The organism is Bradyrhizobium sp. UFLA05-153, from assembly GCF_054185185.1.
In genome coordinates, this window is sequence record NZ_JBBIAM010000003.1 from 179118 (window position 1) to 205897 (window position 26780).

At 64.4% G+C, this 26780-nt stretch carries 25 protein-coding genes; 10 read left to right on the forward strand and 15 right to left on the reverse strand.

Annotated features, from left to right (window positions below; genetic code table 11):
- The first annotated feature begins 22 nt into the window (after nt 1-22).
- From Q2941_RS03515 to Q2941_RS03525, 3 genes are all read left to right on the forward strand, one after another.
- On the forward strand, nt 23-2482 hold the full coding sequence (locus Q2941_RS03515; RefSeq protein ID WP_458191665.1) for a heavy metal translocating P-type ATPase: 2460 nt from the start codon (nt 23-25) through the stop codon (nt 2480-2482).
- Nucleotides 2483-2551: 69 nt separating this feature from the next.
- Nucleotides 2552-2998: a nickel-responsive transcriptional regulator NikR gene (nikR, locus tag Q2941_RS03520; RefSeq protein WP_027525164.1), complete on the forward strand. Its 447-nt coding sequence runs from the start codon at nt 2552-2554 to the stop codon at nt 2996-2998.
- Nucleotides 2999-3283: 285 nt separating this feature from the next.
- Complete coding sequence (locus Q2941_RS03525; RefSeq protein ID WP_458191666.1) at nt 3284-3685, forward strand: hypothetical protein; 402 nt, start codon at nt 3284-3286, stop codon at nt 3683-3685.
- 73 nt (nt 3686-3758) lie between these two features.
- Here Q2941_RS03525 and trpS read toward each other — a convergent pair whose 3' ends face one another.
- The gene (gene trpS, locus Q2941_RS03530; protein ID WP_458191667.1) at nt 3759-4787 is read right to left on the reverse strand and encodes a tryptophan--tRNA ligase; all 1029 of its coding nucleotides are present in this window, start codon (nt 4785-4787) and stop codon (nt 3759-3761) included.
- 339 nt (nt 4788-5126) lie between these two features.
- Nucleotides 5127-6749, reverse strand: a complete 1623-nt coding sequence (locus Q2941_RS03535) for a S53 family peptidase (protein ID WP_458191668.1) — start codon at nt 6747-6749, stop codon at nt 5127-5129.
- A gap of 271 nt (nt 6750-7020) precedes the next feature.
- Between Q2941_RS03535 and Q2941_RS03540 the strand changes: the two genes are divergently transcribed.
- The 3 genes from Q2941_RS03540 to Q2941_RS03550 all read left to right on the forward strand — a co-directional run bounded on the left by Q2941_RS03540 (nt 7021) and on the right by Q2941_RS03550 (nt 9778).
- Nucleotides 7021-8193 carry a phosphorylase family protein gene (locus Q2941_RS03540; protein ID WP_027525161.1) on the forward strand — a complete coding sequence of 391 codons (1173 nt, stop codon included), beginning with the start codon at nt 7021-7023 and terminating at the stop codon, nt 8191-8193.
- 88 nt (nt 8194-8281) lie between these two features.
- Entirely contained in the window at nt 8282-9022 is a 741-nt protein-coding gene (locus Q2941_RS03545; protein ID WP_254109726.1) for a sulfate transporter family protein, read from the forward strand.
- A gap of 309 nt (nt 9023-9331) precedes the next feature.
- Nucleotides 9332-9778 (forward strand): hypothetical protein, encoded by a 447-nt coding sequence (locus Q2941_RS03550; RefSeq protein ID WP_063621741.1) that lies wholly within the window; start codon nt 9332-9334, stop codon nt 9776-9778.
- A 170-nt stretch (nt 9779-9948) separates the two neighbouring features.
- On the opposite strand, the gene Q2941_RS03555 is transcribed toward Q2941_RS03550, so the two are convergent.
- From Q2941_RS03555 to nth, 3 genes are all read right to left on the reverse strand, one after another.
- Complete coding sequence (locus Q2941_RS03555; RefSeq protein ID WP_458191669.1) at nt 9949-11577, reverse strand: MFS transporter; 1629 nt, start codon at nt 11575-11577, stop codon at nt 9949-9951.
- Complete coding sequence (locus Q2941_RS03560; RefSeq protein WP_458191670.1) at nt 11564-12703, reverse strand: HlyD family secretion protein; 1140 nt, start codon at nt 12701-12703, stop codon at nt 11564-11566. Before Q2941_RS03560 ends, Q2941_RS03555 begins: the two co-directional genes overlap by 14 nt.
- A gap of 120 nt (nt 12704-12823) precedes the next feature.
- Nucleotides 12824-13606: an endonuclease III gene (nth, locus tag Q2941_RS03565; protein ID WP_458191671.1), complete on the reverse strand. Its 783-nt coding sequence runs from the start codon at nt 13604-13606 to the stop codon at nt 12824-12826.
- Between the two features lie 22 nt (nt 13607-13628).
- On the opposite strand from nth, the gene Q2941_RS03570 reads away from it, so the two are divergent.
- Together Q2941_RS03570 and Q2941_RS03575 are read left to right on the forward strand one after the other, a co-directional pair.
- Nucleotides 13629-14147 (forward strand): DUF2244 domain-containing protein, encoded by a 519-nt coding sequence (locus Q2941_RS03570; RefSeq protein ID WP_254109718.1) that lies wholly within the window; start codon nt 13629-13631, stop codon nt 14145-14147.
- Nucleotides 14148-14201: 54 nt separating this feature from the next.
- A complete protein-coding gene (locus tag Q2941_RS03575) occupies nt 14202-15098 on the forward strand; it encodes a methylated-DNA--[protein]-cysteine S-methyltransferase (RefSeq protein ID WP_458191672.1) in 897 nt (298 codons plus the stop codon).
- A gap of 104 nt (nt 15099-15202) precedes the next feature.
- Here the strand turns inward: Q2941_RS03575 and Q2941_RS03580 are convergent, their stop codons facing one another.
- The 8 genes from Q2941_RS03580 to dnaK form a co-directional block, all read right to left on the reverse strand.
- Nucleotides 15203-15826 carry a 2,3-bisphosphoglycerate-dependent phosphoglycerate mutase gene (locus tag Q2941_RS03580; RefSeq protein WP_027525154.1) on the reverse strand — a complete coding sequence of 208 codons (624 nt, stop codon included), beginning with the start codon at nt 15824-15826 and terminating at the stop codon, nt 15203-15205.
- Nucleotides 15827-15856: 30 nt separating this feature from the next.
- Entirely contained in the window at nt 15857-16672 is an 816-nt protein-coding gene (gene dapB / locus Q2941_RS03585; protein ID WP_254109714.1) for a 4-hydroxy-tetrahydrodipicolinate reductase, read from the reverse strand.
- A gap of 190 nt (nt 16673-16862) precedes the next feature.
- Nucleotides 16863-17168, reverse strand: a complete 306-nt coding sequence (locus Q2941_RS03590; protein WP_035663427.1) for a DUF1330 domain-containing protein — start codon at nt 17166-17168, stop codon at nt 16863-16865.
- Nucleotides 17169-17188: 20 nt separating this feature from the next.
- On the reverse strand, nt 17189-17899 hold the full coding sequence (pyrF, locus tag Q2941_RS03595; RefSeq protein WP_027525151.1) for an orotidine-5'-phosphate decarboxylase: 711 nt from the start codon (nt 17897-17899) through the stop codon (nt 17189-17191).
- A gap of 6 nt (nt 17900-17905) precedes the next feature.
- The gene (locus Q2941_RS03600; RefSeq protein WP_027525150.1) at nt 17906-18484 is read right to left on the reverse strand and encodes an NADPH-dependent FMN reductase; all 579 of its coding nucleotides are present in this window, start codon (nt 18482-18484) and stop codon (nt 17906-17908) included.
- 57 nt (nt 18485-18541) lie between these two features.
- Nucleotides 18542-19141 (reverse strand): class I SAM-dependent methyltransferase, encoded by a 600-nt coding sequence (locus Q2941_RS03605; RefSeq protein ID WP_027525149.1) that lies wholly within the window; start codon nt 19139-19141, stop codon nt 18542-18544.
- 88 nt (nt 19142-19229) lie between these two features.
- The gene (gene dnaJ / locus Q2941_RS03610) at nt 19230-20363 is read right to left on the reverse strand and encodes a molecular chaperone DnaJ (RefSeq protein ID WP_458191673.1); all 1134 of its coding nucleotides are present in this window, start codon (nt 20361-20363) and stop codon (nt 19230-19232) included.
- 238 nt (nt 20364-20601) lie between these two features.
- Complete coding sequence (gene dnaK / locus Q2941_RS03615; protein ID WP_027525147.1) at nt 20602-22503, reverse strand: molecular chaperone DnaK; 1902 nt, start codon at nt 22501-22503, stop codon at nt 20602-20604.
- A 422-nt stretch (nt 22504-22925) separates the two neighbouring features.
- Here dnaK and Q2941_RS03620 point away from each other — a divergent pair, with 422 nt between their 5' ends.
- A complete protein-coding gene (locus tag Q2941_RS03620) occupies nt 22926-23864 on the forward strand; it encodes a hypothetical protein (RefSeq protein ID WP_027525146.1) in 939 nt (312 codons plus the stop codon).
- A gap of 169 nt (nt 23865-24033) precedes the next feature.
- Nucleotides 24034-24756 carry a bifunctional nicotinamidase/pyrazinamidase gene (gene pncA / locus Q2941_RS03625; protein ID WP_027525145.1) on the forward strand — a complete coding sequence of 241 codons (723 nt, stop codon included), beginning with the start codon at nt 24034-24036 and terminating at the stop codon, nt 24754-24756.
- A 162-nt stretch (nt 24757-24918) separates the two neighbouring features.
- On the opposite strand, the gene grpE is transcribed toward pncA, so the two are convergent.
- Both grpE and hrcA read right to left on the reverse strand, forming a co-directional pair.
- Complete coding sequence (gene grpE, locus Q2941_RS03630) at nt 24919-25533, reverse strand: nucleotide exchange factor GrpE (protein WP_027525144.1); 615 nt, start codon at nt 25531-25533, stop codon at nt 24919-24921.
- 99 nt (nt 25534-25632) lie between these two features.
- Nucleotides 25633-26721, reverse strand: a complete 1089-nt coding sequence (hrcA, locus tag Q2941_RS03635) for a heat-inducible transcriptional repressor HrcA (protein WP_027525143.1) — start codon at nt 26719-26721, stop codon at nt 25633-25635.
- Nucleotides 26722-26780 lie beyond the last annotated feature (59 nt).

Genomic DNA, 26780 nt, shown 5'->3' on the forward strand with positions numbered 1-26780 from the left:
GGGCCAAGGCCGGAGCGCTGGAATGAACGAAGCCGAACACAAGCAGGTCGACGCGACCGCAAAGCACTCCGGATGCGGCTGTTCCGCCAAGGCTGCCCCGCCCGCGGAAAAGCCCGCGGCATCATCCTGCTGCGGCGGCCATGGCGATCATGCCGGCCATGCCCATCACCATCACGCTGCGCCCGGCGACAAGGTCCGCGATCCCGTCTGCGGCATGATGGTCGATCCCGCGACGTCGAAGCACCGCTTCGAACATCACGGCGAGACTTTTCACTTCTGCTCCGCCGGCTGTCGCGCCAAATTCGCGGCCGATCCCGCCAGATATCTCGCCACGGGAACGGAAGAGTCGAGCGAGCCAGAGATGCCCGCAGGCACGATCTACACCTGCCCGATGCATCCGGAGATCCGCCAGGTCGGCCCCGGCAGCTGCCCGATCTGCGGCATGGCGCTGGAGCCGGAGGTGGCGAGCCTCGACACCGGCCCCAACCCCGAGCTCGCCGACATGACGCGGCGGTTCTGGATCGGCGGCGCGCTGGCATTGCCACCGGTGGTGCTGGAGATGGGGGGCCATCTAGCGGGCCCGCACAACTGGATCGATCCGACGCTCTCGAACTGGATCCAGCTCGTATTCGCCACGCCCGTCGTGCTGTGGGCCGGCTGGCCGTTCTTCGTGCGCGGCTGGCAATCGCTCGTCACGCGCAACCTCAACATGTTCACGCTGATCGCGATGGGCACGGGCGTCGCTTACGTCTACAGCCTGTTCGGCACGCTGGCGCCGCAAATCTTTCCCGCGACCTTCAGGGGTCATGAGGGTGCGGTCGCAGTCTATTTCGAGGCGGCCGCTGTCATCACCGTGCTGGTGCTGCTCGGCCAGGTCCTCGAGCTGCGCGCCCGCGATGCAACGTCAGGCGCGATCAAGGCGCTGCTCCAGCTCGCTCCGAAGACCGCGCGGCGCGTCGAGTCCGATGGCAGCGAGCACGAGGTCGAGATCGATACGCTGCATGCCGGCGACCGCTTGCGTGTCCGCCCCGGCGAGAAGGTGCCGGTCGACGGCATTTTGCTTGAAGGGCGTTCCTCGCTCGATGAATCCCTCGTCACCGGCGAATCGATGCCGGTCACCAAGGAGACCGGCGCCAAGGTCATTGCCGGCACGCTGAACCAATCCGGCAGCTTCATCATGCGGGCCGAAAAGGTCGGGCGCGAGACGCTGCTGTCGCAGATCGTGCAGATGGTCGCCGACGCCCAGCGCTCGCGCGCGCCGATCCAGCGCCTAGCCGACCAGGTCGCCGGCTGGTTCGTGCCGACGGTGATCGCCGTCGCCATCATCGCCTTCGCCGCATGGGCCTGGTTCGGCCCGGAGCCACGCCTCGCCTTTGGCCTGGTCGCCGCCGTAAGTGTGCTCATCATCGCCTGTCCCTGCGCACTTGGCCTTGCAACCCCGATGTCGATCATGGTCGGCGTCGGCCGCGGCGCGCAGGCAGGCGTTTTGATCAAGAACGCCGAGGCGCTCGAGCGGATGGAAAAGATCGACACGCTCGTGGTCGACAAGACGGGAACGCTGACCGAGGGCAAGCCGAAGGTCGTCGCCATCGTCCCGGCCGAAGGTCTCGCCGAGGATGAGATCCTGCGCCTTGCCGCCAGCGTCGAGCGCGCCAGCGAGCACCCGCTGGCCGATGCGATTTTGCGTGCGGCGAAGGAGAAACAGCTCAGCATCGGTCAGGTCGACGAGTTCGATTCGCCGACCGGCAAGGGTGCGACCGGCAAGGTCGACGGTACGACCATCGTGCTCGGCAACGCAAAATATCTTGCCACTGAAGGCATCGACACGACGCCGCTCGCTGCGGAAGCAGAGCGGCTGCGCCAGGACGGCGCCACCGTCATCAACATGGCGGTCGACGGCACGCTGGCCGGGCTGTTCGCGATCGCCGATCCGGTCAAGGCGTCGACCCCGCAGGCGTTGAAGGATCTCGCCGCCGAGGGCATCAAGGTGATCATGCTGACCGGTGACAACCGCACCACGGCAGAGGCCGTCGCGCACCGACTCGGCATTACCGACGTCGAAGCCGAGGTGCTGCCGGATCAGAAGAGCGCGGTCGTGACCAGGCTTCAGACGTCGGGCCGCAGCGTCGCGATGGCCGGCGACGGCGTCAACGACGCGCCGGCGCTGGCGGCGGCCGAGGTCGGCATCGCCATGGGCACGGGCACGGACGTGGCCATGGAAAGCGCCGGCGTCACGCTGCTCAAAGGTGACCTCACGGGAATCGTTCGCGCGCGAAAACTGTCGCAGGCGACGATGCGCAACATCCGGCAAAACCTGTTCTTCGCCTTCATCTACAACGCGGCCGGCATCCCCATCGCGGCCGGCATCCTCTATCCGGCCTTCGGCATCCTGCTGTCGCCGATCATCGCGGCCGCCGCGATGGCGCTGTCGTCGGTCAGCGTCGTCGGCAACGCGCTGCGGCTTCGCGCAACACGGCTGTGACGCCTGCGAAATCCGTGTAAAACGGCTTCCAAACCGCGCGAGGTCGCGCGGCACGCTGGGGAGCCGTCAATGCAGCGGATTACGATCACGATCGAGGACGATTTGCTGGCGGAGATCGATGCGGCGGCGCAGGCGCGCGGCTACCAGAACCGATCGGAGATCATCCGCGACCTCGCCAGGGCGGGGTTGCAGCAGACGGCGGAGGACACCGCGCAGACGGGTCCCTGCGTTGCAGGCCTCGTCTATGTCTACGACCACGCGGCGCGCGATCTCTCCAAGCGCCTGGTACAGGAATTCCATGGCCATCACGATCTCGCGCTCGCAACGCTGCACGTCCATCTCGACGACGACAATTGCATGGAGATGACGGCGCTCAGGGGATCAGCCGACGAGGTCAAGCATTTCGCCGACCACATCATCGCCGAACGCGGCGTGCGCTACGGCCGCGTGGTGATGATCCCGACGGGTGAAGGCAAGCAAACAAAGCCGCGCAAGCACGCGCACAAGCATGGGTGACGTAGCCTTCGCCGCACGCACGGTGCACCCTCTCTCCTTGTGGGAAGGCGTGAGGGGTCTCTTTCGCGAAGCGCGTGACTGAATGCTCGTATCTCGAAGCGAGGCGCAAGAAGCAAAAATGTTGGCGCGCAATCACAAGACCGCTTTTTGATTCTTTTCTAAGCATCAGTCGTGATCCTTGGGGGGCGCCTTTCAGGCACTGTAGCTGAGGATCGTCGGCGGCCCCGGTCATCCTCACCTGTAGCCGGGGTCGTCCGCTCAGCCCTCGAAAAAAAGATCCACGCAATGATTGCCCCACGAGACAGGACGATCCTTGCCACGTCGGTCGTTGTACTCATTCTCGCTGGCCCTGTTTCAGCACTTCACAAAGCGGTCGCCGGCGATGTCGATGGCCGCTATGCAAACTCTCCCCTCAAAGGTTGGTTCGAGAAGCTCAGGTCAGGTAAAGGGCTTTGTTGCTCCGACGCTGACGGGAAAGCGTTGTCGGAGGTCGATTGGGAAAGCAAGAACGACCACTATCGCGTCCGTACAGGAGGTGAATGGTGGGACGTCCCGGACGATGCGGTGATCAAAGAACCGAACCAGGTTGGCCGGGCGATGGTCTGGCCGGTTTATATAAGGTCTTATGCAGAGCCGTCTGTGCTGAGGATCGACATCCGATGCTTCATGCCGGGCAGCATGACATAACATCCGGCGCTTCGCGCCACCTTCTTCCACAAGGGGGAGGAGGGAAGAGAGCGTCATCCGCCTCGGCACAGCTTCAAAACGAAAACAACCCCAAGCCTGCCTTGACCTCGTCGAGCGTCGCCTGCGTGACCTCTTTCGCGCGCTCGGTTCCTTTGCGTAGCTCTGCCAGTACATGGGATTGATCCCGCGCGAGCCGGTGTCGGCGTTCCCGGACCGGCGCGAGCAAGGCTTGCAAGATATCTTCCAGGCGTTTCTTGACCTTGACGTCGCCGAGGCCCCCTGCCCGATAGCGCGCCTTGAGCTCCTCCACCTCGGCCTGATCCTCGGCGAATGCATCGAGATAGGTGAAGACGACATTGCCCTCGACCTGTCCGGGGTCGCTGGCCCTGACATGTCGGGGGTCGGTGTACATTTTGCGCACGGCCTCGCGAATCTCACCCGGCGACGCCGACAGGGCGATGCTGTTGCCCAGCGACTTGCTCATCTTCGCCCGGCCGTCGATGCCGGGAAGCCGCCCCGTGGCCGGGATCATCGCTTCGGCTTCCGGCAATAGTCTTCGTCCGACCTGGCGGTTGATCCGCCGCACGATCTCGTTGGTCTGCTCGATCATCGGCGCCTGATCCTCGCCCACGGGAACGACGCTCGCCCTGAACGCGGTGATATCGGCAGCTTGCGCGACGGGATAGCAGAGGAAACCGGCCGGGATGTCGCGCTCGAAGCCGCGCATCTGGATTTCCGCCTTGACTGTCGGGTTGCGCTCAAGCCGCGCCACGGTGACGAAGTTCAGATAAAGCAATGACAGCTCCGCCAGCGCCGGCAGTGCCGATTGCAGACAGATCGTCGTCTCGGAGGGATCGATGCCGACGGCGAGATAATCCAGCGCCACCTCGATGACGTTGCGCTTCACCTTGTCGGGATCGTCGAAGTTGTCGGTCAGCGCCTGATGATCGGCGATGAGGACGTATTGCCGGTGCGACCGCTGCAGCGCGACGCGGTTTCGCAGCGAGCCCGCATAGTGCCCGAGATGCAGCGGGCCGGTAGGGCGATCACCGGTCAGGATGATCGGCTTGATGGTCGGCTTGTCTTGCGCAGGGGAAAGCATTGACGTCTCCGGGATTGGAGCCGCCGCGCTTCGACAGTGGGTTCCTGGGATCACGACCATGCCGAACACGGCGGCGATGGTCGAATGAAAGACATGACGACGCGCCGCTCCTTCAGAAGGAGCGCCACCAGGTGCAGATGAAAGGGGTCATCGGGTCGGTCATATCAGCTTATTCGCACAGCTCGGATGCATCGGCAAGCCGGCCGATGCGGCGTGACCGACGCCACGCCCCGGAAAGGAGGCGCACTCGGCGCGTCTCACTCTCTCCGTGATCGCGGATGCAGCCCCTCACCCCAACCTCTCCCCGTAAGAACGGGGAGAGGGAGAAGCACGCGCGAATCACGCCGCCAGCAGATCCTGCAACTTGGTGCCGTTGGGAACGCCGAGCCCGGAACAGGCATCCCAGCCGGGGCCGGCCTTGTACATGCCGTGCAACTGACCGGTGATGTCGTTGTTGCCGCTGGTGATGTCGCGAAACGCGCCTTGCGCGCCGGCTGCGTAGATCAGCGGATTGATGAAACCGACCGTCTTGCCGAACTTCTTGGTCGTGGCTTCATTGATCCGCGCGATCAACCCCGCCATCAGCGGCGCCACTGCGCTGGTGCCGCCGATCGTGGCGCCGGCGCCATTGAGGAAGATCTGATAGCCGGTGGCCGGATCGGCGTCGCCCGCGATATCGGGCACGCCGCGCCCGCTGTGATGTGCCGGCGATTTCGGGACATGGGCGTTGGCCTGGTACTTTGGCTGGGCGAACACGATGCTGACGCCGCCGCCGCCCGCTCCATCCTCCGGCCCGCCGTTCCAGACCACTTCCTGGATGTGGCCGTTCGGCGCCGTGAGATTGGTGCCGCCGCAGGCCAGCGCAAACGGGCTCGACGCCGGGAAGTCAGCATGCGGCTTGCCGTCCCAACCTTCGCCCATGTCAGCCGACCCGTTATCACCGGAGGCGACACAGACGGTGACGCCCATTGCGGCCGCGTCGCGGATCGCCTCATTGAGACCGTCGAGGAACTGTTGCGAGTTCTCCGGATCTTCCGGGCCACCCCAGCTGATCGAGATCACCGAGGGTTTTCGCACGCTGTCGTGGACTGCAGCCTTCACCGCATCGATGAAGCCGTTGGTGGTGTTGGGCGCAAAATAGACCACGATCTTGGCGCCGGGCGCGATCGCGCCGGCCACCTCGATGTCGAGCACGACCTCGCCGTCGGCTTCGGAATGGCCGGGTTTGTTGGCTCCGCCGTCGACGCTCGTCGGCGCGATCTGCGGCATCGGGATTCCCGCCTTCTTGAAGAATGTCTTCAGGTCCGATGTCTTGTAACCGGCTCCTGTCGGCTTGCCCTTCTGGTCGATGTCGTTGAGCTCGATGATGGCGATGCACTGGCCGGCGCCGGTCTCGCCGTCTGGAAAGTTGTAGAGCTGGGCGATCTGCTCGACCGAGAAGCTGCGGCTCTGCGCCGCGCGCGCGATCGCCGCCCGTCCGATCCGCTTGTGCCGGAAGTGCGGACGCGCGACCGGGCGATTGTCGAGCCCGTGCACGCCAATGACGATCCCCTCGAGCTCGGCCGGGATCTGCACGCTGCCCTTGCGCATCCGGTAGGTCCCGCCCTCATGCTTGACCTTGTTGAGCTTGACGCCGAAGGCCGCGCTCAGCGCCTTCACCGTGCCGGTCAGCTTCACTGTGCGCGAGGCCAGATGCACGCTCTTGACGTTGAGATCGTGGTGATGGGCAAAATTGTCGATCTTGGCGACATCAGCGGGATCGGCACCCATCTGCTCGGCAAATTCGCTGCGGGAAAGATATTGCCGTTCACGCGGCAATTGCGCACCCAGCGCCATCACGGTGTCATCGTCGGAGCGCTTGGCGCGCAGGCGGACGCTGATCTCGATCTCCTGCTTGGGATCGGCCGCGCCAACCAGCTTGGCCCCCTTCGGCAACTTCCGCGCGCTGTTCGCCAGCGCCACTGACTTCCTCCGTTTGTGATTGGAAGGGCGATTGCCGGTATTCAACTATAGGTGTAATCTGAGGTCGAAATTGGTTCAGATATTTGACGATCTTTTTTCAGAAATACCTTTGTTATACCGATCAAAACATCGACATCTCAATCCGGAACAGAATTGGTCAGTGGCTCGGACCAATCGATGTCAGCGAACTCAATTTAAAATTGCAACCGTCGGCGTGCTTGGCCGACCAATGGAAGATACTCTCAAAATCAATTGGCGCAGGAGTTGAGCGATGCTGGCTGACCGCAAATGGGTTCAGAGAAATCTTGGTTTCGATCCGATCACGACGCCGCCGCCGCGCGAGACCTATACTGTCAAGCGCCTGGCGGACGCAGCGGTGAAACGGTCCGCAAAAGTTTCTCCGGAAGATTTTCAGCGCGAGATCATCGATTTCGATTCGGAATCGCCTGCGGGCCGCGAGTTCATGGCCTTCTCGACCGCGACCGGGCTGTCGCGCTTCACCGACATTCCCTGGCCGAAGGGGCTCGCGCCGCAGACCGGGCCGAAGCCGAGGGGCAACGGCAACAGCCCGTTGCCGCGCGCCGACGTGCTGGTGGTGACCTGGACCGTCGACGAGGGCCATGCGCTCAGCCGCGTGCTGACGCCGGGCAAGGACTCCCGCAACGACTACCTGCCCTACAAGCACAATTTCACGACCATCTCCAAGAAGATGCGGAACGGCTGCCCGGCCATGGAGCTGAAGCGGCTCGGCACCTACTGGACCACCACGATCGGCAAGAAGAAGGTCGTGATCTTCAAGTCCGATTCGCACATGTCGCAGGACGGCCCGCAATTGCCGAACATCGACGTCTGGCGCCAGATCATCCAGGAGGTGCAGCCCTCGCTCGTCATCACCACGGGAACCGCCGGCGGCATCGGCAAGCAGGTCGAGGTTGGCGACGTCATCGTCAGCCCGATCGTTCGCTTCGACTGCCTGTCGAAGTTCAAGAAGCAGCCGTTCGCGCAAGAGCATTTTTCGAGCAAGTCGGCGAAGACGACGCGTTTTGCAGAGGCCAAGGCGCTGTTCAAGGCCAATGCCGGGCAACTGCCGAAGGACAATACGCGGCCGCCAAAAATCTTCGTGGTGAAGCCGAGCGGATTGAGCTCGTCCGTGGTCACCACCGATTTCTTCGGCTTCGACACCTCGGACGATCATTTCCATCTCCAGGGCCTCGGTGACGTCTCCGAGATGGGCGATGCGATCCTCGGGCTCGTCGCCAAGGACATGGGCGCGAAGGCGCCGCGCTGGCTTGCGATCCGCAACGTCTCCGACCCTCAGATCAAGGCCGAGGGCACGCTGAAGCAGCAGGAGCAGGTCGCGGCCCAGATCTACAAGGGTTTTGGCCGCTGGAGCTCGGTCTGTAGCGCAATCACCTGCTGGGCCAGCATCGCGGCCGAAGAATAGGCCGCACGCAGCGGCAGGTCAGCCTCCCTTGCCGAAAGCGGCCGGCATGTCTACCTCTCGCGAGTGAATTCTCGTGAGAGGTACCCCGATGCTTGATGCCGCCGTCAAGGCGCTGTCGCAGATCATCTCGCCGCCGATGCGCTCGATCCTGTGGCGCTCGATCGGCGTCGCGCTCGTGCTGATCACCGTGCTGGCGGTCGGCTTGCAGCGTCTGCTCAGCTGGTTTGCCACCTATGGCGAGGTCTGGCTCGAGGGGCTGCTCGGCCCCGGCTGGCACTCCGCCCTCGAGGTGCTGTCCTGGATCGTCTCGATCGCGGCCGGCCTTGGCGTCGTCTTCGGCGGAATCCTCCTGATGCCCGCGATCACCTCGCTGGTGGCGAGCCTGTTCGTCGACGACGTCGCCGATCATGTCGAGCGCGAGCACTATCCGGCCGAGCGCCCCGGCGTCGCGCTGCCGTTCACGATGGCCATCCATGAGGGCGTCAAGACGGCGCTGCTGACCATCCTGGTCTATCTGATCGTGCTGCCCTTCGTGTTCCTGGCGGGCGCCGGCTTCCTGATCTTCTTCATCGCCACCGCATGGCTTCTGGGCCGCGAATATTTCGAGCTTGCCGCCATGCGCTTCCGCCCGCCGGAGGAAGCCAAGGCGATGCGGCGCGACAATGCGGCAACCATCTTCGCCGCCGGCCTGATCATCGCCGCCTTCGTGTCGATCCCGATCGTCAACCTGGCGACGCCGATCTTCGGCATGGCCTTCATGGTCCACATGCACAAACGCCTGTCGGGCCGGCGACCGGAGCTGATCGAGCCGGCACGGTATATGCGCTGACGACGATTAGACCGATCGCCTGAGTCCGGTTGCGGACCGCCAAGGAGATCGCTCCCTCTCCCGCTTTGCGGCGGAGGTTGGGGTGCTCCTGCGATCGAGAGCCTGAAAGTGGGCGTCCGGGGAGGACGTCCTCACGATGGACCATCGCCGCAGTTTCGTGAATCTTTCGCCACGAATCAGGATTCTCAATCAGCTCGCCATTCCGGCGGGGGGTCCCGCGGAATAGCGGGGCCTGCGACTGTTGTCAGGAATCTCTCGCGCATTGGCTCCATTTCCTAAAGGGTTAGAGTCCAGTAGGAGAATTGATCCATGGCGAACATCGAAAGATTTCCGAGAAACAAGGCAGTAGATCTGGCCAAGCTTGAAGCAGATGTCACGGCGGCTTTGCCCGGGTCGCCCGGCTGGGTTGTCCCACCGGCTCTATCCGAGCCATTGCCTGACTACGTCGAGCATCGAGATGGGGTTTCGCGTGTAGGCCAGCTCACTGCCGAGGCCGTCGTGCGCGACTATGAGGCCGCGGCCAAAGAGATCGAGGCTATGGGAACCGAGTTGATCAGCGCGGCGAAAAAATGCGAGGCGATGACCGCCGAGGTGCACACGACGATTGCCTTCATGCGAGATACCGCGGCCTCATATCGCGAGGAAGCCAAGAGGATTTTCAAGCGCATCGAAGAATGCGCGCTGTTTACGGAGGATGTCCGCAAGACTTGCGAAACTGTCAAACGCCGGATGATGGAGGACAGAAGTATCGCCTGATCCGCACGCCGCCTAAAGCGCGATGGGATTGGGATGAATCGTCATCGCGCTTCAGGTTATTGTTTGAGCATGATCTCCGCGCAAACGCGTTCCGCGTTTGTCGCGAGGGAAAACCGCTGCACACTTTTCCGGATCATGCTCTAGATCGACCCGATCAAGATCCGGACACTCTACGTCACCGCCACTCCGCACTTGCGCAGCACCGACTTGGCCAAACCGAACGGCGCCGGCGTGAACGGTCCGGGCGGCGCGCGGGTGAGCAGTGCGACGCAGCCGAGCGCTGTGATCGCGAGCCAGAAGCACAGCCAGAAGCCGTCGATATAGGCGAGCACATTGGCCTCGCGCTGCACGAAGCCCGCGAGCGTGCCGACCGCGCGGGCCTGCGCCGCGCCCAAGCCATGGGCGGCGAAGCGGCCAGCAAGCTGCTTCAGCATCCTGACCACGTCCACGTCCCCGGTTGCAATGTACTGGCCGAGATAGTTGGAATGGATCTGCTCGCGGACCCGCAGCCATGTTCCCATCAGTGCAACGCCGACCTCGGCGCCGCCAAGCCGCATGATCTGGATATAGGCCGCAAAAGCTGTCGCGCGGCTCGGGTCGGAGTTCGACAGCAGCGTGATGATGAGCGGCAACAGGGTCAGCGACTGTCCGATCGCCTGCAGCAGCACGATGCCGACGAAATCCGCGCGCGCCCACTCGTGGGTGAGCTGGGTGCCCCAGAGATTGGCCGCGGCAAAGCAGGCAAATCCCACGACCACCACCGTCCGCGTATCGAAATGCCGCAGCAGCCAGATCGAGAGCGGCACCAGCACGAACATCGGTAGCGCGCCATAGGTGAGCAGCAACAGGCCGCTCTGTTCGGGCCTGAGCAGGCCGATGGTGGCAAGGAAATTCGGCACCAGCGACGAGTTGGAGAGGCTGGTCAGCGTATAGAGCAGGATCAAGATCAGCGACATTCCGACATTGCGCGAGAACAGCACGTTGACATGCGCCCAGGGCTGGCGGACCAGCGACTCGTTGATGAGGAAGCCGACGAACAGGACGGCTCCGCCGGTGATCAGCGCCATCACCGTGCCCGACTCCAGCCAGTCCAGCCGGTTGCCCTGGTCGAGGCCGGCATAGATCATCGACACGGAGGCACCGAGCAGCACCATGCCGCCCCAATCGGCATGGCGCAGCAGGTCGTGATTGACCGGCTCGCTCGGCGTGCCCTGATAGACCATCAGGCCCATCAGCGGCGCGATGACGACGCCCTGCCAGTACAGCCATTGCCAGCCAAGATGGTCGACATAAAAGCCGACCAGCGAGGTCGAGGTATCCAGCGCAAAGCCGACGCGGATCGCGTAGATCGCAATCGCCGGCAGCCACCAGCGGATCGGCAGGTTGCGGAACACGATCATCAACGTCGCCGGCACGAAGGTGCCGAGCAGCAGGCCATGCACGATGCTGAGGGCGATCAGCGCCGGAAAATCGTGAACGAAGGGAATGATGAAGGAGATGACGGCGTAGACGAGGCTCGGGATACCGAGCACGCGACGCAGGCCAAACACCGTCGCCAGCCAGGCCACCGCGGGCGCGATGAAGATCTGCGAGCCGATGCCGGCGGTGGAGAGCCAGGCTCCCTCGTCGAAGCCGAGCGAGAACGCACCGCGCAGATCAGGCAGGCCAACCGTGGTCAGCCGGCTGTCGAAATTGGCAAGGAACGAACCGAGCAGCACGGCCCCGACAGCGAAGACCGGTCGTGGCGCGATGCCGCCGCGCGAGAGAGGTCCGCGATCGGCACCGTCATTTGCCGCCATTCGTCCCTGCACCGTCGGTGTGGATGCTGGTGACGACGGACATTCCCGGCAGGAGGCGCTCGACGAGCGGCTGGTTGTCGTCGAGCTGGATACGCACGGGAACGCGCTGCACGACCTTGGTGAAATTGCCGGTCGCGTTATCCGGCGGCAGCAGCGCCACTTGCGAGCCGGTCGCCGGCGCGATGCGCTCGACGCGGCCGCGCAGGCGCTGGCGCGGGAAGCTGTCGATAGTGATGTCAACCGGCTGGCCCGGCTGCACATGCGTGAGCTGGGTCTCCTTGTAGTTCGCGATCACATAGACTTTGGGCAGCGGCACGACGTTGATGAGGTTGGTGCCGATATTGACGTAGTCGCCGGGCTGCACCTGGCGCTCGCCGACGACGCCGTCGAACGGCGCTGTGATCCTGGTGTAGCCGAGCTTGAGCCTGGCGCTTGCAAGCGTCGCCTTGGCCGCTTCGAGGTCGGCGGCGCGCTGCTTCTTGGTTCCTTGCAGGACTTCGAGCTGGTGGCGCTGCGCGGCGATCACGGCGCGGCTTGCACGCACGTCGGCCTGCGCCTTCGCGAGCGATGCGACCGCCTGCTCCAGCCGCTGCCGCGTACCGGCCTCGGTCTGCGACAGCGATTGCTGGCGCTGCTGCTCCTGCCGCGCCTCGACCTCCAGCGCTTCGGCGGAGAGCCGCGCCGCCTCGGCCTGCGCGATCGTCGCATATTGCAGCTCGACCTGATTGCTCAGATTGTCCAGCGCAGCCTGCGCGGCAGCAACGTTCGCTTCGGCCTGTGCGACCTGCGCCTGATAATCGGCGGGATCGATCTGGATCAGGAGATCGCCGGCGTGCACGCGCTGGAAATCGGTGACCGCAACGTTGAGCACCTCGCCCGTCACCCGACTCGCAAGCCGCGTCAGCTCGGCACGGACATAGGCATCATTGGTGGTCTGGATTGCCGCGCTGCCGACCCATTCGTCGAAACGCAGGGTCGCCAACGCGACGAAGCCGAGCGCGACGATGACGGCAAACAGCGGAATGGCGAGCCGGCTCCACAGGCTCGGAGCCGGTCGTTGCGTCGGCCTGGAAGCGACGAGGGGAGCGGCAGGCGGCGGCGAACCGACTTGTTCTTGTTGACTCACGGCACCACCCCGAAATCATGTCGCGAACACAATTCCTATCATCGTCATTCCGGGACGATGCGACGGGACCGCGAAGCGCGGCCCGGAGCATCGAGCCCGGAATGACGGAGAAACTTTGCCTCAGACCGTCTTCTCCGGCCATCGGCAGAGATCGTTGATCAGGCATACCTCACAGCGCGGCTTGCGCGAGAGGCAAGTATAGCGGCCGTGCAGGATCAGCCAATGATGGGCATGCAGCATGAACTCGGCCGGGATCACCTTTTCGAGACCGAGCTCGACCTCGAGCGGCGTCTTGCCGGGCGCGAGGCCGGTGCGGTTGCCGACGCGAAAGACGTGCGTGTCGACCGCCATCGTGTGCTCGCCGAAGGCCATGTTGAGCACGACATTGGCGGTCTTGCGCCCGGCACCCGGCAGCGACTCGATCTCCGCGCGCGTGCGCGGCACCTCGCCGCCGAAATCGGTCAACAGCTTGGCCGACAACGCGATCACGTTCTTCGCCTTGGTGCGATAGAGGCCGACGGTCTTGATGTAGTCGCGCAAGCGCTCCTCACCGAGATCGAGCATCTTTTGCGGGGTGTCCGCGACCTGAAACAATTCGCGCGTTGCCTTGTTGACACCGGCGTCCGTGGCCTGGGCCGACAGCACGACGGCAACGAGCAGCGTAAAGGGATTGAGATGCTCGAGTTCCCCCTTCGGCGCCGGATTGGCCTTGCGGAAGCGGGAAAAGACCTCGTGGATCTCGGCCGGTGTCCAGGGTTTTATTGTCTTGGGCTTGACCGTCTTGGGTTTTATGGCCTTGAGCGATGTCTTTGCGGCCCGCGCGGGCTTGGCGGCTTTCGCCTTTGCCTTCTTCTTCGGCACGGAGGATTTGCGGACGGCCGCCTTGCGGGTGATTTTTGCCATGACCGGGATATACTGACAGGCCATGAGCACAGGCAACGAATTTGAGCGCGCGAGCGAGGTGCAGATCTTCTCTGCGCTGCTGACGCCGCATCGCTCGCTGAACCGCACCGGCTTTCTCGTCGTGATGCTTTTCCTGAGCGTCGTCAGCTTTGTCACCGGGATCGCCTTCCTGATGATGGGCGCCTGGCCGGTGCTCGGCTTTTTCGGTCTCGACGTGCTGGTGATCTGGTGGGCCTTCAAGGTCAATTTCCGCACCGCGCGGGCGAGCGAGGAGATCGTGGTCACGGTCTCCGAATTGCGCGTGCGGCGGATCAGCCATCGCGGCCATGTCGCCGAATGGGTGTTCAATCCGCTCTGGGTGAAGCTCGATCTCGAAGCGGACGAGGAGTTCGGCATCGAGCGGGTCTATCTGGTCTCGCGCGGCCGCCGCCTGTCGGTCGGCACCTTTTTGGGACCCGATGAAAAGGCCAGCTTTTCCAAAGCTTTATTGGACGCCCTGAACGCCGCCAAGCGCGGCCCGACCTACAATCCGGTCACCTGAACCCTGTCAGAAATCGGGTGGTTTGGAGCGCCTGCTCGTCCTACATTTCCAGTCATGATGACACTCGCCATACATGACCGGCGCCTGGCCAGGCCGGGCTCCCAGAATGCCGCGCTGCGGGACTATGATTCCGTGCGCCGCGCGATCGCCTTCATCTCGGAGAACTGGCGCGCGCAACCGACCATCGAGGCGATGGCGGATGCGGCCGGCGTCACGCCGGATGAGCTGCACCACCTGTTCCGCCGCTGGGCGTCGATCACGCCAAAGGCCTTCATGCAGGCGCTGACGCTCGACCATGCCAAGCACCTGCTGCGCGATTCCGCGAGCATCCTCGACGCTGCGCTCGACTCGGGTCTCTCGGGCCCGGGACGGCTGCACGATCTCTTCGTCACCCACGAAGCGATGTCACCGGGCGAATGGAAGAACGGCGGCGCGGGCCTGACCTTGCGCTACGGTTTCCATCCATGTCCGTTCGGCACCGCGATCGTGATCGCGACCAGTCGCGGATTGTCGGGACTTGCCTTCGCTGATCCCGGCGAGGAGCAGACCGCACTCGTCGACATGACGCGGCGTTGGCCGAAGGCAACTTACGTCGAGGATCATGAAGGCACCGCGCCGCTCGCCCAGCGCATCTTCGACACAAAGCTGTGGCGGCCGGACCAGCCGCTGCGCGTCGTCATGATCGGCACCGACTTCGAGGTGCGGGTGTGGGAGACGCTGTTGAAGATCCCGATGGGACGCGCGGTGTCCTATTCGGACATCGCCTGCAAGATCAACAGCCCGAAGGCTTCACGCGCCGTCGGCGCCGCGGTCGGCAAGAACCCCGTCTCCTTCGTCGTGCCCTGCCACCGCGCGCTCGGCAAGGATGGCAAGCTCACCGGCTATCACTGGGGCGTCACCCGCAAGCAGGCGATGCTGGGCTGGGAAGCGGGGCAGCTCGGGGTGCAATAGCTTGCCACCTACTCCGTCATTCCGGGGCGATGCGCAGCATCGAACCCGGAATCTCGAGATTCCGGGTTCGCCCTTCGATCGCCCCGGAATGACGCCTCAATTTACTAGCTCGCCAGATCCAGCTTCGACGCCACCGTCGAATCCGCATTCAGCCGGTAGATGATCGGCACACCTGTCGCCAGCTCGCGCTTCAAAATGCCTTCGGGCGAGAGCTTTTCCAGCACCATGATCAGCGCGCGCAGCGAATTGCCGTGGGCGGCGACCAGCGTGCGCTTGCCGTTGAGCACGCCCGGCAAGATCTCCTGCACGTAATAGGGCAGCGCGCGCGCGAGCGTGTCCTTCAGGCTTTCGCCGCCGGGCGGCGGTACGTCGTAGGAACGGCGCCAGACGTGGACCTGCTCCTCGCCCCATTTCTTGCGTGCGTCATCCTTGTTGAGGCCGGAGAGATCGCCATAGTCGCGCTCGTTCAGCGCGAGATCCTTCGACGTGGGCAGGCCGGTCTGGCCAAGCTCGGTGAGAATGAGATCGAGCGTGTGCTGGGCGCGCGTCAGCACCGAGGTGAAGGCGACGTCGAAGACGAGGCCCTTCGCCTTCAGCTTGCGGCCGGCCTCCTTGGCTTCCGCCACGCCCTGCTCGGTGAGATCGGGATCCTTCCACCCCGTGAACAGGTTCTTCAGATTCCATTCGCTCTGGCCGTGGCGCACGAGCACGAGAAGACGTTCGCTCATTCCTGCTTTCCGTTCGTTGCGTTCGATTGATCAGGTATCGCCGAGACCGAGCACGTCGGCCATCGAGTAGAGGCCCGGCTTCTTGCCATGGGCCCACAGCGCCGCCTTCAGCGCGCCATGGGCGAACAGCATGCGGTCCTCGGCGTGATGCGACAGCGTCAACCGCTCGAACGGGCCGAGGAAGCTCACGCTGTGATCGCCGGCCGCGGTGCCGCCGCGCAAGGAGGCAAAGCCGATGTCGCCGGTGCGACGCGCGCCTGTGATGCCGTCGCGGCCACGGGCCGAATGATCCCCGAGCGAAATGCCGCGGCCGCTGGCTGCGGCTTCGCCCAACATCAGTGCCGTGCCCGAGGGCGCATCGATCTTGGCACGGTGATGCGTTTCGACGATCTCGATATCAAAAGTGTCGCCAAGCGACTGCGCCACGCGCTTGACCAGCGCGGTGAGCAGATTGACGCCGAGGCTCATATTGCCGGATTTGACGACGACGGCGCGGTTGGTGACGCTCTTGATCACCGCGTCGTCCGACGCCGAGAGGCCGGTCGTACCGATGACATGAACGAGCCCGCGCTGCGCGGCGATCGCGACATTGGCAATGGTCGCGGCCGGCACGGTGAAGTCGAGAATGCCGTCGGCCTCTGCCGACATCGCCCAGAGATCGGCCGACACTTGCACGCCATTGGCCGGAAGCCCTGCGAGCACGCCGGCATCCTTGCCCAAAAGTTCCGAGCCGGGCGCTTCCAGCGCGCCGGCCAGCACCGCACCTTCGGTCTCGGAAATCGCACGCGTCAACGCCCGGCCCATCCGGCCGCCGGCTCCAGCAACAATCAAGCGCATCTCGGACATGGTGTGATCCTCTTCGGGGCCCGTTGTAGCGGGGGGATGCTGTTCCGGCAACCGAGGGGGCACAGGCACCTGTCATTCCGGGGCGCCCGAAGGGCGAACCCGGAATCTCGAGATTCCCCGAAGCGCAATTGCGCTCGGAGATCTGGTCCTTCGGACCATCCCGGAATGACGCCGCGGGTTGAAGCGAGCCTTACGGCTGCGGGCCGTCGTAGCCCTCGATGACGATGAGGTCGGCGATCGAATGCGGCTGGCGCACCTTGATGTTGGCCTGGTATTCCGGCGAGTTGTAGCAGGCGAGCGCGGTCTCGTAGTCGGGAAATTCGATCACGACGTTGCGTGCGCGGCTCTGGCCCTCGACGCTGGTGAGCTTGCCGCCACGCACGGCGTAGCGTCCGCCGAACTTCTTGAAGATCGCGAGATTGGCCGCCGCATAGGGCTTGTAGCCCTCGTCATTGTGTACGTCGACGCGCCCGATCCAGTAGCCCTTTGCTGCCATTCTTCTTCTCCTTGTGATGTTCAGGTGAGCGCTTGCGCGATCTCGGCCTGGATGGCCTCGGCAGTCGCCCGGGGATCTGCAGCTTCGACGATGGGACGTCCGACCACGAGATAGTCGGCCCCAGCGGCAATCGCGCGTCCCGGCGTCATGATGCGCTTCTGGTCGCCGGTCGCCGAGCCTGCCGGGCGGATGCCGGGCGTGACGAGGTTCATCTGGTGGCCGACGATCTTGCGCAAGCTACCCGCTTCCTCGGGCGCGCAGACGAGCCCGTCGACGCCAAGCACCTGCGCCTGCTGCGCGCGCGCCTCGACCAGCTCGGAGACGCCGAGCCGGTAGCCGGCCGCATGCAGATCATCGTCATTGTAGGAGGTCAGCACGGTCACGCCGAGAATCTTCAAGGCCGACGCGCCGCGCCCTTCGACCGCCGCCTTCATGGTCTGCGGATAGGCATGCACGGTGAGGAAGGTCGCGCCGAGTTTGCTGATGCTCTGGACACCCTGCATCACCGTGTTGCCGATGTCGTGCAGCTTGAGATCGAGAAACACTTTCTTGCCGCGATCCGCGAGCTTGCCGACCAGCGGCAGGCCGCCTGCATAAGTGAGCCGATAGCCGATCTTGTAGAAGGTGACGCTGTCGCCGAGCCGATCGATCATCGCCTCCGCCAGTTCCGGGCTCGGCAGGTCGAGCGCGACGATCAGGCGGTCGCGGGGGGCAATTTCGGCTTGCGTCATGTCACCTCACATCATGCGTTGGGAAATGTCGATCAGTTGCCGCACCAGCTCCTTCAACCCGGCGATATCGCTCTCGTTCTTCAGCCTGTCCATATCGTCATAGGCCTGGTCGGCAAAGGCGAGCGCGAGCTGGCTGGCAATCACATTGGCGTGGCAGGAGCTCAGGATCAGCCGCAGCGCGGCGAGTGCTCGGCTGCCACCGAGCCTGCTCTGAGATGCGCCGGCGATCGCAAACGCACGGTTGCGAAACACTTCGCCGCGCTTCTCGTGTGGGTCCTGGACGCGGCTGATCCAGTCGATCGCATTCTTGAGCAGCGGCGGCACGGAAGCGTTGTATTCGGGCGTGACGATCAAGATGCCCTGATGCGCACCGATCATGCGCTTGAGGTTCACGGCGTGCTTGGGCACGCCGGATTTCACGTACAGATCTTCGTCGTAGATCGGCAGCGGGAAGTCGGCGAGCGAGACGCGGGTGACGTCGACGCCGGCCTGGGCGAATTCATAGGCGGCGACCGCCGCCAGCTTCGCATTGTGCGAGCCGGTGCGCAGCGAGCCGGGTATGATCAGGATCTTGGGTGCGGCCATCCAGAAAAACGCGTTCGGCGAAAAGGATCCGCCGCGCGAAGACGAAAGCCGGCGGAATTAGTCTTTGCGATACACCCAGACGCGGGCCGGCGGAAGGTTCATCCAGATCCGTTCCGAGGCCTCTGTGGACACGCCGGGCAGCGATTTCGGGATCGGCGGCACCACCGAATAGGTGAATTGCACGAAGGGTGCGCCGGGCGCGAGCGCGGCAAAGGAATCGCGAATGAGCCGCAGGCGCGTGAACATCGGCTTGGTGACCAGCGGCAGGCCGGAGACGACGGCCGAGGCGGGTCCACCCAGCACGTTCCAGAGCGTGTCGCGCAGGCGGTAGGCATCGCCCTGCACCACCTTGGCTTGCGGATAGCGGTCGCGCAGCAGCGCGCAGAAGCCGGGATTGTATTCGACGAGGACGAGGCGCTTCTGGTCGATGCCGCGCTCGACCAGCGCGCTGGTGATGGCGCCGGTGCCGGGCCCAAGCTCGACCACCGGTGCGTCCGAATCGACATCGACATATTGCGCCATGGTGCGGGCGAGCAGGCGGCCCGACGGCATCACCGCACCCATGTGCAGCGGCTTTTCAATCCACGACCGGAGAAAGCGTACCTCGTCGTCGAGACGGGGCTTCTTCAACGCGCGCACGGACGATTGCATGGGCATGTCAGGACCGGACGGGACCGCGTCGCCGCGGCGTGTCAGAAAATGGTCATAAAGACGTATAGGCCGCGGACGGTACGGTCAAGCCGAGTCAATTCGCCCGATTACCGAAGAAATCCTTGACCTTGGCGAAGAAGCCCGCGGATTCCGGCTGTGTCGCGCCGGAGGAGAGCTTTTCGAACTCGGCCAGCAATTCCTGCTGCTTCTTGGTGAGGTTTTGCGGCGTCTCGACGGCGACCTGGACGTACATGTCGCCCATCTGGCGCGAGCGCAGCACCGGCATGCCTTTTGATGCAATGCGGAATCGGCGGCCGGACTGGGTTCCGGCCGGAATCTTCACCTTGGACTTGCCCTTGTCGATGGTCGGCACCTCGAATTCGCCGCCAAGGGCCGCCGTGACCATCGAGATCGGCACGCGGCAATGCAGGTCGGCGCCGTCGCGCTGGAAGAACTGGTGCTGGGACAGCGACAGGAAAATGTAGAGGTCGCCGGCCGGACCGCCGCGTACCCCGGCCTCGCCTTCGCCGGCGAGCCTGATCCGCGTGCCGTCCTCGACACCCTGGGGAATATTGACCGACAGCGTCCGCTCGCGCGTGACGCGACCTTGCCCGGCGCAGGACGGGCAGGCGTCCTCGATCATCTGGCCGCGGCCCTGGCAGCCCGGGCAGGTGCGCTCCAGCGTGAAGAAGCCCTGCGACTGCCGCACGCGGCCCGCGCCGGCGCAGGTCGAGCAGGTCTTCGGCTTGGTGCCGGTCTTGGCGCCGGTACCCGAGCAGGATTCGCAGGTGACGGAGACCGGGATCTCGATCTGCGCGGTCTTGCCGCCAAAGGCTTCCTCGAGCGTGATCTCCATGTTGTAGCGCAGGTCCGCCCCACGCTCGCGGCCGCCGCGGCCGCGCGGTCCGGCCATGCCGAACAGGTCTTCGAAAATGTCCGAGAAGGACGAGGCGAAACCCGCGCCGAAACCGGCGCCACCGCCGCCGAAGCCGCCGCCCTGCTCGAAGGCAGCGTGGCCATAACGGTCGTAGGCCGCGCGCTTGTCCTTGTCCTTCAAGACCTCATAGGCCTCGTTGATTTCCTTGAAGCGAACTTCGCTGCTGTCGTCCCCGGGATTGCGGTCGGGGTGGAATTTCATCGCCAGTTTGCGGAAGGACGATTTCAGGATGGAATCGTCGGCGTCGCGTTCGACTTCGAGGGTTTCGTAATAGCAGCGCTTGGTGGACATGTTGAACCCGGTCTAGTCGCAGTTCACGTCGGGGTGAAACAACGTCGCCACGCGACGATACGAGCGCCCTCGCGCCTTGCGGCAGAGGACTGCAAAGCAGCGTTCAGAAGAGCGGCTGGGAGTTGATCGATCGTAACGAGGAGGCGCCCCGTTCGGCCCGGCGCGAAAGCCTCCCCCTGTCGGAGGAAGGCCGTCGCATTATGGGTCCAAGCCATCCGCATCATGACCCTCGCGGGCTTTAAGCGGACTTCTTGTTGTTCTTGTCGTCGTCGACTTCGGTGAACTCCGCGTCGACGACGTCGTCCTTGGCAGCATCCTTCTTGGCGTCGGCCTCGGCCTGCTGCTTGTACATGGCTTCGCCGAGCTTCATCGAAGCCTGGGCCAGCGTGTTGGTCTTGGCCTTGATCGCCTCGGCATCGTTGCCCTTCAGCGCTTCCTTGAGGTCGCTGACGGCATCCTCGATGGCGCGGCGCTCGGTCTCGGCGACCTTCGAGCCGTGCTCGGCCAGCGCCTTCTCGGTGGAGTGCACCAGCGCGTCGGCATGGTTCTTGGCGTCGACCGCCTCGCGGCGCTGCTTGTCGGCCGCGGCATTGGCCTCGGCGTCCTTGACCATCTTGTCGATGTCGGCTTCCGACAGGCCACCGGAGGCCTGGATGCGGATCTGCTGCTCCTTGCCGGTCGCCTTGTCCTTGGCCGAGACGTTGACGATGCCGTTGGCGTCGATGTCGAAGGTCACCTCGATCTGCGGCATGCCGCGCGGGGCCGGCGGAATGCCCATCAGGTCGAACTGGCCGAGCATCTTGTTGTCGGCCGCCATCTCACGCTCGCCCTGGAAGACGCGGATGGTGACCGCGTTCTGGTTGTCCTCGGCGGTCGAGAACACCTGGCTCTTCTTGGTCGGGATCGTGGTGTTGCGATCGATGATGCGGGTGAACACGCCGCCCAGCGTCTCGATGCCCAGCGACAGCGGGGTGACGTCGAGCAGCAGCACGTCCTTGACGTCGCCCTGGAGCACGCCGGCCTGGATCGCAGCGCCGATCGCGACGACTTCGTCGGGGTTGACGCCCTTGTGCGGCTCCTTGCCGAACAGCTGCTTCACGACTTCCTGGACCTTCGGCATGCGCGACATGCCGCCGACCAGAACCACTTCGCCGATCTCACCGGCGGTCACGCCGGCATCCTTCAGCGCCTTGCGGCAGGGCTCGACGGTCTTCTGGATGAGGTCATCGACCAGCGCCTCGAACTTGGCGCGGGTGAGCTTCATAGTCAGATGCTTCGGCCCGGTCTGGTCCGCCGTGATGAACGGCAGGTTGATCTCGGTCTGCGTCGTTGAGGACAGCTCGATCTTGGCCTTTTCAGCGGCTTCCTTCAGGCGCTGCAAAGCGAGCTTGTCGTTGCGCAGGTTGATGCCCTGCTCCTTCTGGAACTCGTCGGCGAGATAGCCAACGAGGCGCATGTCGAAATCCTCGCCGCCGAGGAAGGTGTCGCCGTTGGTCGACTTCACCTCGAACACGCCGTCGCCGATCTCGAGAATCGAAATATCGAACGTGCCGCCGCCGAGGTCGTACACGGCGATCGTGCCGGCCTTGGTCTTGTCGAGGCCATAGGCAAGCGCAGCCGCGGTCGGCTCGTTGATGATGCGCAGCACTTCGAGGCCCGCGATCTTGCCGGCGTCTTTGGTCGCCTGGCGCTGCGCGTCGTTGAAGTAGGCGGGAACGGTGATGACGGCCTGCTCGACCTTCTGGCCGAGATGGGCTTCCGCGGTCTCCTTCATCTTCTGCAAGATGAACGCCGAGACCTGCGAGGGCGAGTAGGTCTGGCCGTCGGCCTCGACCCAGGCGTCGCCGTTGGAAGCCTTCACGATCTTGTACGGAACGAGCTTCTTGTCCTTCTCGACCATCGGGTCGTCGTAGCGGCGGCCGATGAGGCGCTTCACTGCGAAGAAGGTGCGCTCGGGATTGGTGACGGCCTGGCGCTTGGCAGGCTGGCCGACGAGGCGCTCACCGTCGTCCGTGACGGCGACGATCGAAGGCGTCGTGCGCATGCCCTCGGAATTCTCGATGACTTTGGCGTTCTTGCCATCCATTACGGCGACGCACGAGTTCGTGGTGCCGAGGTCGATCCCAATGACCTTTCCCATGGTCCTGATATCCTTCTTTATTGCGGCAGGTTGGTTGGGCCCAGAAGGCACCCGATCCAAAACCCCCTAAGATCAAACATCCGCGATATTGCGATGGTTGAGGCTCATATAGGAGGGGGGGAGGGGCCCGCAAGGACCGAACGCAAGTTTCAGCCGCGAAAACATTGGGTTTTGGAAGATCATACCGGCCTCAAAGACCCCTCGCGGTGAGGGTTTATTAACGGGTTCAATCCTCAGGGCCAGCCTCAGCGCCCGGCCATGTCCGATCGTGCCCCACCCTGTTACGGCGCAGCCAAACCCGTTAATAGTCCGGGCGACAAAACCGGGCGGCCGGACAGCACCGCCAGGGCCGCGCCCCGCGCGACAAAGGGGCCCGACGCCCCACCATCGAACGGCCTCAATGTGGACCAAGTAGACTAGCCATGAAATTGATACGCCCCCTCGCCGCGCTTGCCCTTCTCATTGTTTCCGCCGTTCCGGCCCTCGCGGCCGATGCCGTTTTCGCGCCGGGTGCGCGCGTCGGCATGGTGCCTTTGATCGGCCTCTCCCCGGCCAAGACCTTTCCGGGCTTCGAGAGCGACGACGGAGGCGTGAAGGTGCTGGTCACCGAGTTGCCGCCCGACGCCTATGGCGAGGTCGCCAACGCCTTCAAGGCCAATCCCGGCGGCGCCGGCGGCATCAAGCCGGACAAGCTCGATACGCCGGCGGGCCTTGCCTATTACACTGTCGAGACCGGCAAGGCCGGCACGGCAACTGTGAAGCGCTATTCGATGATCGTGCCGGGCACCGGCTTCTCCGGCTATGTCGCCGTGCAGATCCCCGAGAACGCCACCAAGATCTACTCGGACGACGCGGTTCGGCAGATGTTCGCCACCGCGGTGACGCGCAAGGAGGTGCCGGTCGACGAGCAGCTCGCGCAGATGCCGTTCAGGATCACCGATCTCGCCGACTTCAAGAACGTCCGCACGCTGTCGCCGGGCGCCAGCATCGTGTTGGCCGACGGCGACGAGACCACGGGCTTCGAGCCCAAGCCGTACATGATCATCGGCCTGATCGGCGCAACGCCGCAGCAGCCGGACGACCGCGCCCGTTTCGCGCAGGAAGCGGCGATGCAGATCCCCGGCATGCGCGAGTCCAGGATCACCATGTCCGAGCAGATCCGCGTCAACGGCCAGCCGGCAATGGAAACCCGCCTCGACGGCGTCAGCGGCAAGGACAAGACAGCGGTCACGGTGGTGCAGTGGATCCGCTTCGGCGGCGGCACGTCACTGCGCATCATCGCCAGCGCCCCGCGCGACCAGTGGTCGGAGGCCTTCACCCGCTTCCGCGCCGTGCGCGACGGCATCCAGCCCAAAGGCTAAGTGAATTCACGCGCGAAATGGCGCTCCCTCCCCCGCGGGAGAGGCGAACCGAGTACGAGGCCGAGGCCCAAGCGCTAGCCAAACCCGGCCGCATTTTCGGGCTTTTGTTTGTACACAAATGGAACTAGCCTCTGCTTCCGTTGGGTTCATCCTGGAGGGAGGACGTACGATGCTGGATCGGCGCAGAGTACTCGCGGGCGTTTCGACTGTTGCTCTCGCGAGCCTCGTTTCAAGCAAGCTCTGGGCAGCGACGGCGATCAAGCCCGACGATGCCTCCGCGCTGCTCGTGATCGACGTGCAAAACTGCTTCCTTCCCGGCGGCAGCCTTGCCGTGAAGGAAGGCGAGCAGGTGGTGCCGGTGATCAACAAGATCGCAAAATCGTTCGCCAACATCGTGATGACGCAGGACTGGCACACGCCGGGGCACGTGTCGTTCGCCTCCGTTCATTCCGGCAAGAAGCCGTTCGAGACCATCGACCTGCCCTACGGCAAGCAGGTGCTGTGGCCCGACCATTGCGTGCAGGGCACTGACGGCGCCGCGCTCTCGAAGGACCTGTCGATCCCGCAGGCCGAGCTCATCATCCGCAAGGGCTTTCACAAGGACGTCGACAGCTACTCGGCTTTCCTCGAGGCCGACGGCAAGACATCGACGGGGCTTGCCGCCTACCTGAAGTCGCGCAAGATCAAGCGCGTCTTCGTCGCGGGCCTCGCGACCGATTTTTGCGTCGCCTGGACCGCGCTCGACGCGCGCAAGGCCGGCTTCGAAGTCTATGTGGTGGAGGACGCCTGCCGTGGCATCGACACCCAGGGCTCGCTGGCCAAGGCCTGGGCCGACATGGCCAAGGCGGGCGTGAAGCGGATCCAGTCTGCGGATATCGCGGCGACGGCGTAAGCTATGCGCGATGCTAAACCCTCATCCTGAGGAGACCGCGAAGCGGTCGTCTCGAAGGATGAAGGCCGAGCTGCCGCAGCGGGGGCCTTCATGGTTCGAGAGGGCGCTAGCGCGCCTCCTCACCATGAGGGTCGGGGTCTGTGGGAACGCGGGAAGCGCGGCTCACGCCGCGCCGTTCGACTCGTTGTTGTTGGCGGCGGCCGCGGCTTTCGCGCCGCCCTTGGCGACGCCGACGAGGGCCGGGCGCAGCACGCGCTCGCCGATGGTGTAGCCGGCCTGGACCACCTGAACCACGGTGCCCGACGGCACCGACGGATCGGGCACCTCGAACATCGCCTGCTGGAAATTCGGATCGAACTTCTGGCCCGAGGGGTCGAACTTCTTCACGCCGTGCTTTTCCAGCGCGTTGAGCAGCGAGCGCTCGGTGAGCTCCACGCCCTCGATCAGCGCGGTCAGGCCGGGATCGGCATTGGCACGCGCCTCGGCCGGCACCGCATCGAGCGCACGCTGGAGGTTGTCGGCGATATCGAGCACGTCGCGCGCAAAGCCGGTGATGCCGTAGAGCCTGGCGTCGGCGACCTCCTTGGTGGTGCGCTTGCGCAGGTTTTCCATCTCGGCCAGCGTCCGCAGCATGCGGTCGCGCGCCTCAGCCGCTTCCTTCTGCAGGATCTCGACCGAACCGGGCTCCGGGTCGTCGGGCATGATGTAGGGCTTCGACACAACGGGCTCGCCGGTCGGCGCGGTCGTGTCTTCGGGTTGCCGGTCTGGATCGGTCATCGGCTGCCTTCTCGAACTCGTCTCAAGGGATTTTTCTCGCCGGGATATCGTGCTTCGCAGCGCGAAAATCAAGCGCCCGTGATCAGGCGAAAACGGGCGTCAGCCACCCAGAAGGCGGCTGACGATGCGGGCGGCATAGTCCACGGTCGGGATCACGCGGGCATAATTCAGCCGCGTCGGCCCGATCACACCCAGAACGCCCACGATATGACCGGCGGCATCCCGATACGGCGAGATAATCGTCGAGGAGCCCGACAGCGAAAACAGCTTGTTCTCCGAGCCGATGAAGATGCGCACGCCCTCGGCGGTCTCGGCGCGCCCGAGCAGGTCGATCACGCCGCGCTTGGTCTCGAGATCGTCGAACAGCAGCCGCACCCGCTCGAGATCCTCCAGCGCATGCAGGTCTTCGAGCAGATTGGCGTGGCCGCGCACGATGAGCTGGCGGTCCTCGTTCTCGCCGCCCGACCAGCTCGCGATGCCCGCCGCGATCACCTTCTGGGTGAGCTGGTCGAGCTCGGCGCGGGCCTGCCCAAGGGCGGTTTCCAGCTCGAGCCGCGCCTCGGCGAGGGTACGGCCGCGGATACGGGCATTGAGGAAGTTGGAAGCCTCCGTCAGCGCCGAGGAGGGAACCCCGGGCGGCAGCGTCAGCACGCGGTTTTCGACCTGGCCATCCTCGCCGACCAGGATCACCAGCGCCCGCTCGGGTTCCAGACGGACGAACTCGATATGCTTCAGCCGCGCATTGGACTTCGGCGTCAAGACCACGGCCGCGGCGCGGGTGAGGCCCGACAGCCGCGTCAACGCCTCCTCCAGCGCCGCCTCGACTGATTGGGCATGGCCGACGGTGGTGAGCTGGCTCTGGATCGATTGCCGCTCGGCCTCGTTGAGCTCGCCGACCTGCATCAGGGCATCGACGAAGAAGCGCAGGCCGAGTTCCGTCGGCAGCCGGCCGGCGGAGGTATGCGGGGCATAGATCAGGCCGAGCTGTTCCAGGTCGGCCATGACGTTGCGCACCGAGGCCGGCGACAGCGGCAGCGCGATCAGGCGCGAAATATTGCGCGAGCCGACCGGCTCGCCGGTCGCCAGATAACTCTCGACGATTTGACGAAAGATGTCGCGGGAACGCTCGTTGAGCTGGGCGAGGCCCGCGCGCGGCGCGATCAGATGAATCGGATCGTGATGGGCCACAGACGGTAACTCCTCTCAGATGCACATAATTTGTCCATCCGGAAGGCCCCTGACAAGCG